Genomic DNA, 18,011 nt, shown 5'->3' with positions numbered 1-18,011 from the left:
TAATACCAACAAAGAGTACATGGCTAAAGGGATGAGGTTACGTGATCACGGGTTTAAAAAACAGGCGTCACCCCCTTCTTTAATAGAATATTACCGTATTTGGCGGTCTCTCCGGTGATGACGATGGCATAGGCTTGCTGAGCGCGCTGATAAAACGCAAAACGATCAATACGTTCCACTGGCAACGCTTCCTGGCTACCAAACAGGGCATGTAAATAGCGTTTTTCAACCGCGGCATCAAGGGTGTCGCCTGCCACCGCGGCCATCATTACCAATGGTGGTGCGTAGCTGTCCAGTTCAAATAACGGAATAGTGGCCGCTAGCAATGCGCTAACAGATAAACCATCGGCATGAATCACCAACGGGCCACCGTTTTTTCCAATCGCGTGCGCTGGGAAATGGGCATCCGAAAAGATTATTTCATCACCGTGCCCCATCTCTGCCAGCGTTTTTAGCAGTTGTGGTGACAGTAATGGCGAAATGGTTTTAAGCATGAATGGCTCCTTCAGTAATGGGATATGGGCTGTCGCTCAGTGCCTGATAAAGCGGTTGTTGCTCGCCTGGCTGATAGTATTGATAGCGGTAATTGACCTGCTCCCGCGCTTGTTCAGCACTGCGGTAATAGCCAGTGCCACTCCAGACAAACAACGCCGCCCCCAGAACCGTGGTTTCAGCTTCATCAATTACTTTGATGGGCAGATTGAGCACATCGGCTTTGATCTGGTTCCACAAGGTATTACGGCTACCACCACCAACCAGCAGCAGTTCGCGGGTACGGAATTCACCAATCTCTTCGAGTAATGACAGATTGCTTTTTAACTGCCAGGTAAGGCTTTCCAACGCAGAACGGTAAAAATGCCCGCGCCGCGCCGCCAGCGAGACCCCTTGCCAGCCGCCCGATTGATGATGCTGAGCACTGCCCAGTAGGTTGCAATTCATACGTATGCCGTTTGCCCCGGGTACGATAGCCTCAGCTTCACTAATCATTTGCTGGTAGACCTCGGCACTGGCTTCGTTATGCCAATACAACTGCCGCACCCATTCCAGTACCCCTGAAGCTAGCCATTGCAAACCTGGGTTAAACAACCTTGGGCAGCTATCAAGTTCACAAGTGGAACCGGCAAATTGTGGCAATAGTGTCGTATTCACTTTTGGGGTCCGAACCATCAGGATTTCCCAGGTACCGGATGACAGTACCGGTTGATCCAAATCAGCACCCGAACCAAATAGTGCAAACTGAGTATCGTGACCGGCTGATATCACCGGCAAACCCGCGGGTAACCCTAACTCAGCGGCGATATCTGGCAGTAGCTGACCAATGATTTCACCGGCGGCCACCATCGGTGGGAATAAATCAGCGTGAATACCGATCTTTTGTAAAATCGTGCTGCTGAATTGCTCACGTTTGACATCCAACAGTTGGCTGGTGCCAGCCATGGTGCGGTCGGTGGTAAATTCCCCGGTAAGGCGATGGTTGATTAAAGATGAAATAAACAGCCAGGCATGGGCTTGTTCAACTAAATCGGGTCGATTTTCCTGTAACCAAATCAACTTGTATAAGGTGTTAAAACTGAACTGACCGATACCGGATATTTGTTGTAACTTTTCTGCAGACATATAGCGGGAGATACTCTCCATCACCGCCACGGTACGTGGGCATTTCCAACTGATAATGGGGTACAGCATTTTGCCGTTGGCATCCACCAATGCACCGTCTACGCCGAAGGTAGTAACAGTCATGCCATGGATCTTATCCTGATGAATCTGTGGCAGTAATTGGCGGCAACACTGAGCGAAACTGTGCAAGATGCCATCGAGCGGCCACAACTGCCATTGCGGATTAGCCGGATCGGGTTGGCTGTGGTTCGGCATCACAGCTTTCGCCACCACCACACCTTGAGGATCGACTGCGATCGCCCGGATATTAGTTGCGCCGCAATCTAAAACAATGACCACATCGCGCTTCATAAATGCTCCTGTTACTGCTGTTAGGCAGAAAATGTCTTGCCACGGGGGCGGATAACGCGGAACGAAGGGAATATGGGGCGTCGAGGCGGTAACGACGTGAGCCGCTAAATCCTCGGGGCACGATAAACCCTTCGTTCACCTTGCTGACAGCAAGGGTTGTTTTATGACTCAGGTAAGGAGTGCTCCACACCTGAGACCCTGCTCAAACATCACATTATCTTTTGTATAGTGGGCCGTAATTTTGGCAGGCACGGTAATCCTGCCCTTCGATATCCATACCGTGCGCGCCCCACGCAGTTGGCCGGTAAACACTCTCTTCTTCGACGTTATGCATGCATACCGGGATGCGTAACATCGAGGCGAGTGTAATCAGGTCCGCCCCGACATGGCCGATGGTCAGCACGCCATGGTTAGCTCCCCAGTTCGCCATTACCGAATAAACATCGCTGAATGGCCCTTTGCCGGTCAGGCGTGGAGCAAACCAGGTGGTTGGCCAACTTGAATCGGTTCGCTTGTCCAGGGTGTCGTGAACGGATTTCGGTAATTCGACACTCCAGCCCTCGGCAATTTGCAAGACCGGCCCGACGCCTTTAATCAGATTGATACGGCTCATGGTGAAGGGCACCCCACCACGGGTCAGGAAACGCGAAGAGAAGCCACCGCCACGGAAGTATTCATGGATAGCAGGGCACCATTCGGTTGCCGCCAGACAAGCATCGGCTTCTTGCTGGCTCACTTGCCAGTGCGGTTTGATGGTCGGTTTACCTTGCGCATCGTTTTGGCGGCAAGTGCCGTCCAACGCGGCAGAGCCGGAGTTAATCAGATGGATAATGCCGTGTTCGGCAACCCCCTCCAGTTGATGGCCGGTAACCCGCTGTACCGCTTCCGGTGACCAGTAGGTACGGACATCCGCAAAGATCTGCGCGGTGCCGGTCAGGGTATGGCCAAATAGCATCGCCACGCCGTTCAAACTGTCGTTTTCGGTGGCGACAACCATCGGTTCGCGCACGCCGTTCCAGTCGAACGAACTATTCAGCAAGGCTTCAGCGGTATCGCCATTTGGATATTGATCGGTCCAGTGGCGCTGACCCTGGAAACCGGCAGCAATAGCGTTATAGCCTAAGGCTTCTTCACCAAAACCTTTCGTTGCCAGTGTTGGATTACCTTGCATCATGTCGCGGATACATAACGCCATTTGCAGGCTTTCACGCAGTACCGCGCGGCTGCTTTCCGGTGAACGGCGGTATTGTTCTGCGTTTTTATCCGGTCCGTATTTGAAGTTTTTATCTGCCCATGACAACGCCAGTTCTAGCTCTTGCTCGTCATAGATTTTTTGATCAATGCGGCGGCGCAACTCTGTCATATCGACCGCTTGCACTTTCATTCCTAACCAGGATTCAAAGAAGTTATGGTCAACAATGGAGCCGGCAATCCCCATGGATACCCCACCGAGAGAGAGGTAACTTTTGCCCTTTAAGCTGGCAACGGCTAAACCTGCGCGAGTAAAGCGCAGCAGTTTTTCCTGCACATCGGCAGGGATGCGGGTGTCATTAGCATCCTGCACGTCATGGCCGTAAATGGAGAAGGCTGGCAATCCTTTTTGATTGTGCGCCGCCAGTGCTGCTGCCAGATAGACCGCGCCAGGGCGTTCGGTACCATTAAAGCCCCAAATAGCTTTCGGGCGGAACGGGTCCATATCAATGGTTTCGCTGCCGTAGCACCAACAAGGTGTCACCGTTATGGTTAGGCCAATATTCTGTGCGCTGAATTTATCGTCACAGGCGGCGGATTCTGCCATTCCGGCAATGCAGGTATCAGCAATGACACATTCAACGGGCGTGCCGCAAGGATGGCGTACCACCTCTTGCAGAAACTCTGCGGTGGCACGGGCCATTTTCATGGTTTGCTCTTCCAACGATTCACGCACACCCATTCTGCGTCCATCAATGACTGGGCGAATGCCAATTTTAGGTAATTGAATTGTCTTTTTCATTATTAGTCCTTGTGTTCAGTAGCAAAAATTTAATGTTAATTTGTCCGTTACCCGTATTATTAATTAACAGGAACTGTTTTGTACTTGGCGAAAATAAATATAATGGCAAAACATAAAGCAGGAATAATTTCAGCCGTAGGTATATTCCCTGCCGCATCGCTAACTAATCCCATGATCGGGGTGACGATACCACCACCGACAATGGTCATAACAATAATAGATGCGCCATATTTAGTGTCTTGATTTAGATTCTTAATGCCTAATGAGAATATGGTTGGGTATTGGATTGACATAAACATACTGCACAGGGTAAGTGCTAATAATCCAATGTGTCCGCCGAAGGCCGCAGAGATAATACATAACAACATAGAGATAAATGCATAAGCCGCTAAAACTTTCTCTGGTGCGAAACGAGTAATTAACCAGGTGCCACTGAATCGACCGATAAAGAAACATACCATAGTGGCCGTTAAATAATTAGCCGCATATCCCGGTGTGATATTCGGTAACTCTTCAATGGCATAACGAATTAAATAGCTCCAACATGCGGTTTGTGCGCCGACATAACAGAACTGTGCTAATACCGCCCAGCGCCAATGTGTTATCTTTAATAACCGTGGTAGTGATGCAAAGAAAGAACCGTTATGCGAATCATCCGATTCACTTTTTATTGCCGGGAAACGAGTGATTAAAATTAATAGCGCAACAAAAATAACGACCGCAACAATAATCAGATAGGGTAATTGAACAGCTTTTACTAAACTATGATGATAGCTATTCAAATCCTCAGCAGACAATTTATCCAGCACTTCCTGTGTTTGGTGGGGCACATTGGAGAGTATTAAACTTTGGCCGAACACTACCGCAATAATGGCCCCGAAAGAGTTAAAGGTCTGTGCCAAGTTAATACGGAAGTGACCGGTTTTTTCTGGCCCCAATACAGTGACAAAAGGATTGGCAGCCGTTTCAAGGCAACCTAAACCGGCAGCGATAATAAATAATCCGATTAAAAACAAGGTGTAATTCATCGTTTCGGCCGCAGGCCAGAACAATGCCGCCCCGAAGGCATAGAACAGTAATCCAGTAATAATCCCCGCCTTATAGCTAAACCTTTTCATCAATATCCCGGCAGGTATTGGGATTAAGAAGTAGCCAAAATAGAAGGAGGATTGAATCAGCCCTGCTTGAAAGTTGGTCAGGGTGAAAGCCTGTTGAAATTGAGGTAATAAAATATCATTTAGGTTGTTTGCTACTGCCCAAAGGAAGAACAGTGAACACAGTAATGCGAAAGGAATCAGATACCTTTTTTTATTTTCTGCCTCGTCACTTACCGAGGCGGAAATTTTAGTGCTATCTGTTTGTATTAAAATATTTCCCATGATGCCCTCGTCAGATACTTCACTAGTCCGAAAGTTTGTAATGTTCGACGGAATTATTTTTGTTTAATGAGTGATACTTTCTCTGGCGAGCCACAACTGCCTGAGTGACAAATTTAAATATCCTCATTGCGATAAGTCCCGTTCTTTATAAGGTAAAAATCGCTAAAAAGTATGAGCTGAATCACATTGGTAACTCAATGCTGATATTTTGTGATGATAGTCACTTTAAATAAAAACATTTCATGACCGTTTGAAATGAATTGTGTTTCAAACACACATAGGTAATGACCGATTTTTCTATTTCTGTCACAAACGGTCAGTTGTCGAGAAATATCCCGGCATTTAATCATTCAGCGTCACTTGACCGTTTGCCCATATTGTTTTTTCAAACGGACATTTAATGAAAATAAATAAGATCTAAATTACGATGAAGTCATGAATAGTCATGACATGGCTCACATTTTGGTGTGCTTTATTTTTCAGTTGAATTAAATGAGCGAAAGATATATCCACAGTTGTTAACGCTTATTCACCTACATCCATTATTCAATGCATTTTTATATTTAGGTATTTGCATCTTAAGAGAGGAACAAATGAAGAGAGAAGCACTGGCGCGCGATATTATCAATACTTGCCTGGAAATGACCCGTTTAGGGTTGAATCAAGGGACTGCTGGCAATGTTAGTGTGCGTTACCAGGATGGATTTTTGATTACGCCCTCCGGTATTGCCTACGACAAACTGACGGAGTCGCATATTGTTTATATCGATGCCAGCGGCCACCATGAGCCTGGCAAAGTCCCTTCCAGTGAGTGGCGTTTTCATCAGGCGGTTTATCATACTCGGGCAGACGCCAATGCGGTGGTACACAACCACTCAGTCCATTGCACCGCAGTATCGATTCTTAACCGCCCGATCCCGGCGATTCATTACATGATTGCCGCTGCCGGTGGCGATGATATCCCCTGTGCGCCCTACGCCACTTTTGGTACCAAAGCGCTGTCTGAACATGTCGCCGTGGCGATGAAGCACCGCAAGGCCACGCTGTTGCAGCACCATGGCCTGATTGCTTGTGAGGAGAATTTGGCCAAAGCGTTGTGGCTTGCTCATGAAGTTGAGGTGTTGGCAACACTGCTGCTGGCTATCTTGCCGATTGTCGATGAGGTGCCGGTGTTATCCAAAGAAGAGATCAGCGTGGTACTGGAGAAATTCAAAACCTACGGTTTACGGGTTGAAGATTAGCGTGCGGGTTAAAATACCGAGAGGAATCAGTCATGAACAGAATGATTTTAAACGAAATGGCGTGGTTTGGGCGCGGTTCACTGGATGCGCTCACCGATGAAGTGACACGGCGGGGATATAAAAAGGCGTTAGTGGTCACCGACAAAATACTGATGGAGTGCGGTGTTGCGGCTTGCCTAATCAGCCGCTTGCAACAGGCCGGTCTGGATTTTGCTGTCTTTGATGCGGTAACGCCCAACCCGACAATCGCCATCGTACAACAAGGTGTGGCTGTTTTTCGCCAAAGCGAGGCGGATTATCTCATCGCGCTGGGCGGCGGTTCGCCACAAGATACCAGCAAGGCCATCGGCATTATTATCAATAATCCTGAGTTTGCTGATGTGCGCAGTTTGGAAGGGGTGGCTGACACCCGCAACGCTTGCGTACCGATTCTGGCTATTCCAACCACCGCCGGTACTGCGGCAGAAGTGACCATTAACTATGTGATTACCGATGAAGCGCGGCGGCGCAAATTTGTTTGCGTCGACCCTCATGCTATTCCGGCAGTGGCATTTATTGATGCGGACATGATGGACAGTATGCCAGCGGCCCTGAAAGCCGCGACCGGAGTTGATGCGTTGACCCACGCCATCGAAGGTTATCTGACTAAAGGGGCTTGGGAACTGACGGATGCTTTGCATCTTAAAGCCATTGAAGTCATCAGTCGTTCATTGCGGGCTTCCGTGCAAGGTGATGCCGCCGCCACCGAAGATATGGCTCTTGGGCAGTATATCGCTGGAATGGGGTTCTCAAACGTAGGGCTGGGGTTGGTTCATGGTATGGCACACCCTCTGGGGGCGTTTTACAACATGCCACACGGTGTCGCCAACGCCATTTTACTGCCTTATATCATGCGTTATAACGCCGCTTATACCGGTGAACGCTTGCGTCAAATCGCGATGGCGATGGGCCTCGACAATGCCCTGAGTGGGTCATTGGCACAGGTTCGTGAGCAAACCATTCAGGCAGTAATTGAATTGAACCGTGATATTGGCATTCCGTCATCCCTGAGTGCGGTGGGTTTGCTGGCTGATGATATTCCCGCGCTGGCAGCAGCAGCCTTCGCGGATGTATGTACCGGCGGGAACCCGCGTGAAGCGTCGATTGATGAAATTATGGCGCTGTATCATCAGGCTTGTTAAACCGAACGGTTATTTGTCACAGATTCATCATAAAGCAGTGAGGAGAAGGCAATCCCCACTGCTTTATTGATACCAGACAACACCCGCACTCCCCATAAGAGGTAGGCTCATAACTGCGGGGAGAACTGTTTATCATCCTAACTATAATAACTGCTGTAGCTGGGCCACTGCGCTCTCATTCATGACACAACCTCTCCCGCAGAATTACTCATTTTTTTGAATTAATCGGATTTCATCTATCACGGATGTTGTCCATTTTCTGGAATGCAACCAAGTGGGAATCTTATGAAAGAGACCAACGAATCCCGGCTATTAACGGCAGAAGTCACGCGCCGAAAACTGGTCCAAACGACGCTTATCGGCAGTCTTGCCATGGCAACCGGGGCCTTTTCGCTCCCGTTCTCCCGCGCCGCCCGTGCGGTGCAATCGGCAATAAATCCGCTCAATGATGACAAAGTGATCTGGAGTGCTTGTACTGTCAACTGCGGTAGCCGCTGCCCGCTACGTATGCATGTCGTTGATGGCGAAATCAAATATGTCGAAACCGACAACACTGGCAATGATGATTTTGATGGCTTGCATCAGGTGCGTGCCTGTTTGCGTGGCCGCTCCATGCGCCGCCGGGTATACAACCCTGACCGTCTGAAATACCCAATGAAGCGTATTGGCGCGCGTGGGGAAGGCAAATTCAAGCGCATCTCATGGGAAGAGGCATTCGACACCCTTGCGGGCAGCATGCAAAGTATCATTAAGGAATATGGTAACGAAGCTATCTATCTGAATTACGGCACCGGCACCTTAGGTGGCACCATGACCCGCTCATGGCCACCGGGATCGACGCTATTGGCGCGGCTGATGAATTGCTGTGGTGGCTACCTTAATCATTATGGTGACTACAGTACTGCGCAAATCGCTGCTGGCCTGAATTACACTTATGGTGGCTGGGCTGATGGTAACAGCCCGTCCGATATCGAAAACAGCAAGCTGGTGGTGCTGTTTGGTAACAATCCGGCTGAAACGCGCATGAGTGGTGGTGGGGTCACCTACTATCTGGAGCAAGCGCGGGAGAAATCCGATGCCAAGATGATAGTGATTGATCCACGCTATACCGATACCGCAGCAGGTCGGGAAGATGAATGGATCCCGCTGCGGCCCGGTACCGATGCGGCACTGGCATCGGCCTTGGCCTATGTGATGATTAGCGAGAATCTGGTCGATCAGCCGTTCCTCGATAAATATTGTGTCGGTTATGATGAGAAAACCTTGCCGGCAGATGCGCCAAAAAATAGCCACTACAAAGCCTATATTTTAGGGCAGGGTGCAGATGAAACCGCCAAAACACCACAATGGGCGCAAGCCATCACCGGTGTTCCAGCCGCAAGAATCATTAAACTGGGGCGTGAAATAGGGTCGGTGAAACCGGCTTATATTGCGCAAGGGTGGGGGCCGCAGCGCCATTCCAACGGCGAAAATACCAGTCGGGCCATTGCCATGTTGGCTATCCTGACGGGGAACGTTGGCATTAATGGCGGTAATTCAGGTGCCCGCGAAGGCTCTTACGGTTTGCCATTTGTCCGCATGCCAACACTGGAAAACCCAGTTAAAACCAGTATCTCGATGTTCCTGTGGACTGACGCGATTGAGCGCGGGCCAGAAATGACCGCTACCCGTGATGGTGTGCGCGGTAAAGATAAGCTGGATGTACCGATCAAGTTTATCTGGAATTACGCCAGTAACTGTTTGATTAATCAGCATTCAGAAATCAACCGTACCCACGACATTCTGCAAGATGATAAAAAATGTGAAATTGTGGTGGTTATCGATAATCACATGACCTCGTCAGCCAAATACGCCGATATCATCCTGCCTGACTGCACCGCCTCTGAGCAGATGGACTTCTGCCTCGACGCTTCCAGCGGCAATATGGCGTATGTGATTTTTGCCGATCAAGTCATCAAACCGCGTTTTGAATGTAAAAACATCTATGAAATGACCACCGAACTGGCAAAACGCATGGGGGTGGAGCAGCAATTTACCGAAGGGCGCACGCAAGAAGAGTGGTTGCGTCATCTCTACCAACAATCGCAACAGGCCATTCCTGAACTGCCTTCTTTTGAGGCGTTCCGCGAACAGGGTATCTTTAAAAAACGCGATCCGGCGGGGCATCATGTTGCCTATAAAGCGTTCCGCGCAGACCCTATTGCCAATCCGTTAACCACACCATCGGGAAAAATTGAGATTTACTCTGCCGAACTGGCACAGATTGCCGCCACGTGGGAACTGCAACAAGACGATGTTATCGATCCGCTGCCGGTCTATGCCGCAGGTTTTGAAAGCTACGATGACCCGCTCAATCAGCAGTATCCATTACAGTTAACGGGTTTCCACTACAAAGCCAGAACCCACTCCACCTACGGCAACGTCGATGTTTTAAAAGCGTCCTGCCGTCAGGAGATGTGGATTAACCCAATGGATGCCCGCGAGCGTGAGATCAAAAATGGCGATATGGTGCGTATTTTCAATGGCCGAGGCGAAGTTCAGATTAACGCCAAAGTCACGCCACGCATGATGCCGGGGGTTGTGGCACTGGGTGAGGGGGCATGGTATAGCCCGGATGAGAAACGCATTGATCGCGCGGGCAGTATTAACGTATTGACCACTCAGCGGCCTTCTCCGTTGGCGAAAGGGAATCCATCCCATACCAACCTCGTTCAAGTTACCAAGGCATAAGGAGCTGACTGATGACAACGCAATATGGTTTTTACATCGACTCCAGCCGTTGCACTGGGTGCAAAACTTGCGAGTTGGCTTGCAAGGATTTCAAAAACTTGTCTACCGATGTCAGCTTCCGGCGTATCTACGAATATGCCGGTGGGGATTGGCAGCAAGATAACGGCGCATGGCACCAAAATGTGTTCGCTTACTATCTCTCTATCGCCTGTAATCACTGTAGTGATCCCGCCTGTACCAAAGTATGTCCGAGTGGCGCAATGCATAAGCGTGATGATGGTTTCGTTGTGGTAAACGAAGACATTTGCATCGGTTGCCGCTATTGCCATATGGCATGCCCATACGGTGCGCCGCAATATGACGAAGCAAAAGGGCATATGACCAAGTGTGACGGCTGCTATGAAAGAGTCGCTGCCGGTAAGAAACCGATTTGTGTCGATTCTTGCCCACTGCGGGCACTGGATATGGCCCCTATTGATGAATTACGCGAGAAATACGGTGATTTGGCCGAAGTCGCACCATTGCCAGCAGCCCATTTCACGCTGCCGAATATCGTAGTGAAACCTAATGCCAACAGCCGTCCGGTCAGAGATACCACCGGTCATCTGGCAAATCCGAAGGAGGTATAATATGGGCATGGGATGGCATGAATGGCCACTAATGGTCTTTACGGTACTGGGGCAGTGCGTGGTCGGCGGCTTTATAGTGCTGGGGCTGGCGCTGATATTCGGTGGTTTGAGTCACGGGCAGCAACAGCGAATTCACCGCAGCATGTTGGTACTGTGGGTGCTGATGGCACTGGCTTTTATCGCCTCGACACTGCATTTAGGCTCGCCAATGCGAGCATTCAATTCATTAAGCCGCATTGGCGAGTCGGCGCTCAGTAATGAAATAGCCGCCGGTTCACTGTTCTTTGCGGTGGCAGGTTTTTACTGGTTGTTGGCCGTATTGGGTAAAATGCCAGCGGTACTCGGCAAAGTCTGGCTAGTGGTCGCCATGGTGCTGGGCGTGGTATTTGTCTATGCCATGTGTCGAGTCTATTCCATTGATACTGTTCCTACTTGGGACAACCTCTATACTCCGCTAGGTTTTGTTCTTACCACCTTGATTGGCGGCCCGATGTTGGGTTATTTGTTGTTACAACTGGCCGGGATTAATGGGCGAATGATGCTGCAACTACCGATGATCAGTGTATTGGCACTGATTATCAGTATTGCCAGTGTCATTATGCAGGCGGCCAGTTTGTCGACGATTTACAGCTCGGTACAGCAAGCTTCAGAGCTTATTCCCCACTATGGCACACTGATGGTATGGCGTTTGGTGCTACTGGTTCTGGGGCTGGGTTGCTGGATTTGTCCGTTAATCAGAGGCCGCACACCGACGACGCTCGGCATGGTCTTCGCTATGCTGCTTATTTTTGCGGGTGAGCTAATTGGCCGTGGCATGTTTTACGGGTTGCATATGACAGTCGGAATGGCAATCGGCGGTTAAATATAGCCTGATGGCGACTGAGCAAAGCCCATGCTGGGTTTACGCCCAACGTGGCTTTGCTCGCAATGCTTCACCCGTTTGATGGCGAATTGATCGCGCTCCTGAGGTAACAAAATGGTTGAAAACAATATGACTTATCAACAAATTGCGCTGACTGGCCACGTATTGGGTGCGCTGTTTTATTGTGAACCGGACAGTCCGGCGTGCAGTGATATTGTGGCGCAACTCAGCAGTGATGAGTGGGTAGCCCAGTGGCCTTATGGCCTGGAAACTCAACTAATGCCCATTGCCGCTTTATTGGCGCAAGACAAGTCAGATGAAACCCTGGAAGAGGCTTGGCAGCGGCTGTTTATTGGCCCATATGCACTGCCCGCTCCCCCGTGGGGATCGGTTTATCTGGATAAAGAAAATGTCCTGTTTGGCGACTCGACGCTCAAACTGCGTGATTGGATGGCGCAGCAGCAAGTGGAGGTGACACTGGAGCAGCAAGAGCCAGAGGATCATTTCGGCTTATTGCTGATGATGGCCGCCTGGCTGGCAGAACATCAACCAGCGGATTTACCGGTTTTACTGGCAGAGCACCTGTTGCCGTGGGGGTATCGTTACCTCGCCTTGCTGCAATCTGATGCCAGACACCCGTTTTATCAGGGGCTAGCTGAGTTAACGACCCTGACATTGACCCACTGGCAACACGAATTACAGGTGACGCCTGCGGTGATTGAGTTATATCGCTGAGTATTAAGAAAATATAGCCTTGTTATTAATATAGATATTATTTTCAGTATATTAACACTGGCTTTCTTTGGTCCAGTCTTCTATTAGGAGGGCTGGAGCCATTGAAAAAGCTTTGTCGTTTGTCACCAAAATGGCTCCAAGGCTGAGTGCATGGGCTGCAATTAATTGATCTAGAGCTCCCATGATATGTCCCTTTTTTTCCATTTTTGCACGTAGTTTGCCATAGCATTCTGCAGCTTCGCTATCCCACGCTTGCAGGGTTACCGAGTCCAGAAAGGCTGCTACCATCGTTTTTAGCGCTTTGTTTTGACGTTTTGCTACTCCGTAGAGCAATTCAGCTTCTGTAATACTGGAAATACAGACATCAGAAGGTTTCACGTGCTGTATGCTGAGCAAAACATTAGGATGACGTCGAAATAAATGGCTCACTGTATTGGTATCAAGCATATACATGGCGCTACTTTATCCCGTCGAATGGGTCACGGTTTGCTGTACCTTGCTGACGTTCATTGATACTCAAGAAATCAGCAGGTACGCGTGTTTTATTGATTAACTGAAGCAGTTGGCTCCAGTCATCCGGTTTAGCTGGTTGCTTCGATAAGATTATATTTCCATTTTCGTCACGGCGAATATAGACTTGATCAGTATCAAACTCGAACTCAACGGGTAACCTAACTGCCTGATTTCTACCATTTTTAAATAACTTCGCAACTCTATCCATCATTTACTCCTTGTTTCTTGGCCTATGCCTTAGCATATGCTCGTTTTTGTTCTGTGCCAAGGGCTAAATTGCTTTTCCCTAATATGTAATTTCTCACTTATCTTTTAACTCTCTTTTTGACTAATTTGTGACCGGCTTCTACTTTCCTTGCACTCACATTGGACAAGCTGCGGGGCGTTTGTATTATTACATTGAATATAAATTTAATAGTGAATATATATTCAATGCGGAGAAAAATAATGAAAAATACCCTACTGAAATCCTGTCTTACCGCAGCATTGATCTCAATGGCGGGTGTTGCTGGTGCCGCCAGTAACGGCCTGATCGCCATTATCACCCCATCCCACGATAACCCGTTCTTTAAAGCGGAGGCGGAAGGTGCTAAAGCCAAAGCGACGGAACTGGGATACACCGTACTGGTGGCTTCCCATGATGATGATGTGAACAAACAAAACCAACTGCTGGAAACTGCCATCGCTCGTAAGGCTAAAGCGATCATTCTGGATAACGCCGGATCAGATGCCACTATCGGGCCATTGAAAAAAGCCAAAGCGGCCGGTATTCCGACTTTCCTGATTGACCGTGAAATCAATGAAACCGGAATCGCAGTATCGCAAATTGTGTCGAACAATTATCAGGGTGCGCAACTCGGCGCTGAGAAATTCGTTACGTTGATGGGGGGCAAAGGAAAATATGTTGAATTGCTCGGCCGTGAGTCCGATACCAACGCTCATGTTCGTTCACAGGGTTATCACGACGTGATTGACGAACATAGCGACATGAAGATGGTTGCCCAACAGACTGCAAACTGGAGCCAGACTGAAGCATTCAACCGTATGGAGTCCATTTTGCAGGCTAACCCAGATATCACTGGGGTGATTTCCGGCAACGACACCATGGCACTCGGTGCAGAAGCGGCATTGAAAGCTGCGGGGCGTAATGATGTCATCGTCGTCGGCTTTGACGGCAGTGACTATGTTCGCGACTCCATCATCAACAAAGGCAATATCAAAGCCACTGTATTACAGCCGGGTTGGGCACAAGCTCAGATGGCGGTGGTGCAGGCTGATAAATATCTGAAAACCGGCAAAACCGGGTTGGAAGAAAAGCAACTGATGGATTGCGTATTGATTGATGAAAACAATGCCAAGAATCTGAATGTCTTTGCACTGAAACAATAATCGCGACTGAAACACCCATCTTATAATCACCGGTTATTAAAACCATGGTTTAAGAATGAGGGGCGTAATCGCCCCTCCTGACAGGAGGCAGTATGTGGTTCAGTGCCTTATCAAAAGCAGGCGGTTTGTTGGTTATCAGTACGGTGCTGGTGGCTTGTACCGTGGTTGATTTGGATGAAAACGGTAAACCGATTCTGCCAGTCGATCCTAACGCGGTGGTCAGTGACTATAACCAGCCACCGGACAAAGTCGCCTCCACCATTTGGGTGAGTAAAGTTATGCCGTTTGCCAATAGCAATGCGCTCAGTTGGCAGCAGGTAAAGCAGCAACAAAGTCAGCCAGCAGCAGGGAAAAATAGCCAAAGTCGTTTTGTTCGTTTTAACGGCAAAGTGGTGGCGGTAGACACAGAAGGGCGGGAAGGGTTGATTCGTTTGGCCATTGACGGTGATGAACAAGTGCTGCAAGTGGGGCCAATCGTCAAAGGTAATGCCATTCGTGATGCATCAACGTTTATCCGCTTCGAAGATTTTAAAAATCAGGTGCAATACGCCCAGCTCTCTAAAGCATTAAGCAAGCGTGCTTTGCAGGATGTGGCAAAACCCGATGCCAGTTGGGTCGGGCAGCAAGTCGAGGTATTGGCAGCGGTGACACTCACCCCTACCGGTCTGAGCAATGGTGTGCCGCTCAGTTTGAATAAGGAGAGCCACTAATGGATCACAGACCTGACATCGTCATGCGTGCTGAGGACATTTCAATGCGTTTTCCTGGCACATTGGCGCTAGATGCCGTCAGTTATAACGTTTATCGCGGCAAAGTGAATGTGATTATCGGCGAAAATGGCGCCGGAAAATCTACCTTAATGAAGATCTTGGCTGGGGTACAGCAACAAACATCCGGCCAAATCTACCTGAATGGTAATGCGGTGAGTATTGCCAATACTCGTGAGGCTGCGGCGCTGGGTATTGGCATGGTTCATCAGGAGCTGAACCTGTCGGAAAACCTCAATGTTGCGGAAAACATCTTTCTGGGGCGTGAGATTCAGCAAGGCTTGAAACCCATTAATCAGGCAGCGCAGGAGCTGATTGCTGAACAGTTAATGGTGCGTCTTGATCAGGTTATTTCGCCGAAAGAAATGGTATCAAACCTGAAAGTAGGCCAACAGCAATTGATTGAAATCGCCAAAGCACTGGCAGAACAGGCGGATATTCTGATTCTGGATGAGCCGACGTCGGCGTTGAGTAAAACCGAAGTTGATATCCTGTTTCGGGTTATTCGCGAACTGACGCGACAGGGTGTTTCCATCGTCTACATCTCACATCGTTTGGAAGAGTTGATGGCGATTGGTGACTACATCACTATTTTGCGTGATGGCCGTTTTCAGGCTGAAGCTGCGGTAAAAGATATTGATGTACCGTGGATTGTCCGTGAAATGCTGGGCAGTGACCCGGTTTCCAGTTTTCTTCACCCGGACCGTACATTTGGTGCGCCGATGATGGAGGTTGATAACGTCACGTTAATCAATGAATCCGGCAACACGGTAGTGAATCAGGTCTCATTGCAAGTGCGGGCGGGTGAAATTGTCGGCATCTATGGGTTGATGGGGGCAGGTCGTACCGAATTGTTTGAATGTCTGCTGGGCACGCAGCAGAGCTACCTTGGCACTATCCGGCTCAATGGCACGTCGATTAATGCCAAGACCTCAACCGCAGAGCGCATTCGTCTGGGAATGAGTCTGGTACCGGAAGACCGTAAAAAAACCGGTATTTTCCCTGTGTCATCGGTGGCCAATAACCTGACCATTTCCAGCTTATGGCGTCGGTTAAAACACAGCTTCACTATCTGGCAAGAGAGTGAGTCACAAGTGGTGGCATCGGTTATCGGGGATTTGTCGATCAAAGTCTCTTCACCGGAAGTAGAGATTCAGGCTCTCAGTGGCGGTAATCAGCAAAAGGTGGTGATAGGGCGCTCATTACTGACCAGTCCAAACATTTTGCTGTTGGATGAGCCAACGCGAGGCATTGATGTCGGTGCGAAAGCTGATGTGTTTGAAATGATGGTGAAACTCTCTGAGCAGGGGATTGGTATTTTGTTCTCAACCTCTGATCTGAAAGAGATCATGGCGGTATCTGACCGCATACTGGTGATGTCGAATGGCAAGCTGACCGCGAACTTATCCCGTCAGTCGGCCAGTGAATCGGCATTGGTTACGGCAAGTGCACAAGGGTTCGAATGATGAAAGCAACAACTGGCACTGCGTTGGCGAGTCACCGGCCCGGTGGCGCGTCGTGGTCACGGGAAAATATGCTGCTGCTTCTGCTCAAGATGCGCACCTTTATTGCCCTGTTTTTGATTCTTGGTTTCTTCTCCGTGATGGTACCGGGCTTTCTGGCGACAGGCAGCTTGATCATTATGGTGAAGCATATCGCTATCAATGCCTTCCTCGCACTGGGCATCACGTTTGTCATTATCACCGCAGGGATTGACCTCTCTATCGGGGCCACCTTGGGGTTGTGCGGCATGATTGCGGGCTGGATGATCACCCAAGGTATTGTATTACCGATGTTTGGTATTGCCATTTTCCCCAGTGTTTGGGTGGTGGTCCCGGTGGTATTGGTCATCGGTGCACTGATTGGCGCGGTCAATGGTTGGATTATAACCCGCTATAACGTCGCGCCGTTTATCTGCACCCTCGGTACCATGTATGTGGTTCGTGGTGCGGCGATGCTGATTTCTGGCGGTGAAACCTTCCCAGGCTTACAGGGCAATCCACAACTCGGAAATACCGGTTTTGATCTACTGGGGTCCGGCACATTACTGGGTTTGCCGATCGCCATCTGGATCATGTTCATTTTGGCTCTGGTGATTGCCTATGTAGCGCGTCGCCTACCTTTTGGTCGCCATGTCTACGCTATCGGTGATAACGAGAGAGCAGCCGAACTATCTGGTGTCAAAGTCCGGCAGGTCAAAGTTTGGGTTTACACCATTTCCGGTTTCTGTGCGGCAATTGCCGGGATCATTGTTTCCGCTCAATTGGTGGCCAGCCACCCTGCGAACGGCAGCGGCTTTGAGATGAATGCGATAGCGGCCGTGGTATTGGGGGGAACTTCTCTGGCCGGTGGCCGTGGCACCATCCTCGGCACACTGATCGGCGCATTTGTTATCGGTATTTTGGCTGACGGGCTGGTGATGATGGGGGTCAGTGAATTCTGGCAAATGGTTATTAAAGGTATCGTAATTATTGTGGCTGTGATTATCGACCAGATGCAAAACCGTATGCAGCATAAAGCAGCAATTGTGTCGCAAAAAGCCAACGTAGTTGCGCAAGTGGGCAAAAGCGAGCAGGCATAAAGAACCCATAACGGCTAATGGGCTGATGGGGGTAACACCTTGC

General features: G+C 49.4%; 16 protein-coding genes. 10 read left to right on the top strand and 6 right to left on the bottom strand.

The genetic code is table 11. The annotated features are described in order from the left end of the window. Positions 1 to 53: 53 nt before the first annotated feature. The 4 genes from fucU to fucP form a co-directional block, all read right to left on the bottom strand. A complete protein-coding gene (gene fucU / locus V1953_RS16830) occupies positions 54 to 494 on the bottom strand; it encodes an L-fucose mutarotase (protein WP_083160291.1) in 441 nt (146 codons plus the stop codon). Continuing rightward, the gene (gene fucK, locus V1953_RS16825; RefSeq protein ID WP_083160289.1) at positions 487 to 1,968 is read right to left on the bottom strand and encodes an L-fuculokinase; all 1,482 of its coding nucleotides are present in this window, start codon (positions 1,966 to 1,968) and stop codon (positions 487 to 489) included. Before fucK ends, fucU begins: the two co-directional genes overlap by 8 nt. 214 nt (positions 1,969 to 2,182) lie before the next feature. Next, entirely contained in the window at positions 2,183 to 3,961 is a 1,779-nt protein-coding gene (fucI, locus tag V1953_RS16820) for an L-fucose isomerase (RefSeq protein WP_372568727.1), read from the bottom strand. 59 nt (positions 3,962 to 4,020) lie between these two features. Next, complete coding sequence (gene fucP / locus V1953_RS16815; protein WP_083160284.1) at positions 4,021 to 5,340, bottom strand: L-fucose:H+ symporter permease; 1,320 nt, start codon at positions 5,338 to 5,340, stop codon at positions 4,021 to 4,023. Positions 5,341 to 5,933: 593 nt separating this feature from the next. On the opposite strand from fucP, the gene V1953_RS16810 reads away from it, so the two are divergent. The 6 genes from V1953_RS16810 (at position 5,934) to dmsD (ending at position 12,718) form a co-directional block, all read left to right on the top strand. Continuing rightward, complete coding sequence (locus V1953_RS16810; protein ID WP_005181951.1) at positions 5,934 to 6,581, top strand: L-fuculose-phosphate aldolase; 648 nt, start codon at positions 5,934 to 5,936, stop codon at positions 6,579 to 6,581. 32 nt (positions 6,582 to 6,613) lie between these two features. Then, positions 6,614 to 7,762, top strand: coding sequence for a lactaldehyde reductase (gene fucO / locus V1953_RS16805; protein ID WP_442851142.1), 1,149 nt, complete (start codon positions 6,614 to 6,616; stop codon positions 7,760 to 7,762). Between the two features lie 285 nt (positions 7,763 to 8,047). Further along, the gene (gene dmsA, locus V1953_RS16800) at positions 8,048 to 10,492 is read left to right on the top strand and encodes a dimethylsulfoxide reductase subunit A (protein ID WP_442851141.1); all 2,445 of its coding nucleotides are present in this window, start codon (positions 8,048 to 8,050) and stop codon (positions 10,490 to 10,492) included. Positions 10,493 to 10,503: 11 nt separating this feature from the next. Further along, positions 10,504 to 11,121 (top strand): DMSO/selenate family reductase complex B subunit, encoded by a 618-nt coding sequence (locus V1953_RS16795; RefSeq protein WP_005181957.1) that lies wholly within the window; start codon positions 10,504 to 10,506, stop codon positions 11,119 to 11,121. Between the two features lies 1 nt (position 11,122). Further along, complete coding sequence (locus V1953_RS16790) at positions 11,123 to 11,983, top strand: dimethyl sulfoxide reductase anchor subunit family protein (RefSeq protein WP_442851140.1); 861 nt, start codon at positions 11,123 to 11,125, stop codon at positions 11,981 to 11,983. Positions 11,984 to 12,112: 129 nt separating this feature from the next. Beyond that, complete coding sequence (gene dmsD, locus V1953_RS16785) at positions 12,113 to 12,718, top strand: Tat proofreading chaperone DmsD (RefSeq protein ID WP_442848354.1); 606 nt, start codon at positions 12,113 to 12,115, stop codon at positions 12,716 to 12,718. Positions 12,719 to 12,769: 51 nt separating this feature from the next. Here the strand turns inward: dmsD and V1953_RS16780 are convergent, their stop codons facing one another. Then, positions 12,770 to 13,171: a type II toxin-antitoxin system VapC family toxin gene (locus V1953_RS16780; protein ID WP_420073778.1), complete on the bottom strand. Its 402-nt coding sequence runs from the start codon at positions 13,169 to 13,171 to the stop codon at positions 12,770 to 12,772. A gap of 4 nt (positions 13,172 to 13,175) precedes the next feature. Further along, entirely contained in the window at positions 13,176 to 13,439 is a 264-nt protein-coding gene (locus V1953_RS16775) for an antitoxin (protein WP_083160272.1), read from the bottom strand. 239 nt (positions 13,440 to 13,678) lie between these two features. Between V1953_RS16775 and V1953_RS16770 the strand changes: the two genes are divergently transcribed. The 4 genes from V1953_RS16770 to V1953_RS16755 all read left to right on the top strand — a co-directional run bounded on the left by V1953_RS16770 (position 13,679) and on the right by V1953_RS16755 (position 17,968). Then, positions 13,679 to 14,620, top strand: coding sequence for a D-ribose ABC transporter substrate-binding protein (locus tag V1953_RS16770; RefSeq protein WP_050086418.1), 942 nt, complete (start codon positions 13,679 to 13,681; stop codon positions 14,618 to 14,620). Between the two features lie 92 nt (positions 14,621 to 14,712). Next, entirely contained in the window at positions 14,713 to 15,330 is a 618-nt protein-coding gene (locus V1953_RS16765; protein ID WP_083160269.1) for a DUF2291 family protein, read from the top strand. Then, on the top strand, positions 15,330 to 16,853 hold the full coding sequence (locus tag V1953_RS16760; protein WP_083160267.1) for a sugar ABC transporter ATP-binding protein: 1,524 nt from the start codon (positions 15,330 to 15,332) through the stop codon (positions 16,851 to 16,853). The genes V1953_RS16765 and V1953_RS16760 overlap by 1 nt, the downstream gene beginning before the upstream one ends. Further along, positions 16,853 to 17,968 (top strand): ABC transporter permease, encoded by a 1,116-nt coding sequence (locus tag V1953_RS16755; RefSeq protein WP_372559834.1) that lies wholly within the window; start codon positions 16,853 to 16,855, stop codon positions 17,966 to 17,968. The genes V1953_RS16760 and V1953_RS16755 overlap by 1 nt, the downstream gene beginning before the upstream one ends. Positions 17,969 to 18,011: the final 43 nt, after the last annotated feature.

This window comes from Yersinia sp. 2541 StPb PI (assembly GCF_052217145.1).
GTDB classification, from domain to species: Bacteria; Pseudomonadota; Gammaproteobacteria; order Enterobacterales; family Enterobacteriaceae; genus Yersinia; species Yersinia enterocolitica_E.
Note: the sequence above shows the minus strand (reverse complement) of the source record. Positions and strands in the feature narration are given on the sequence as shown.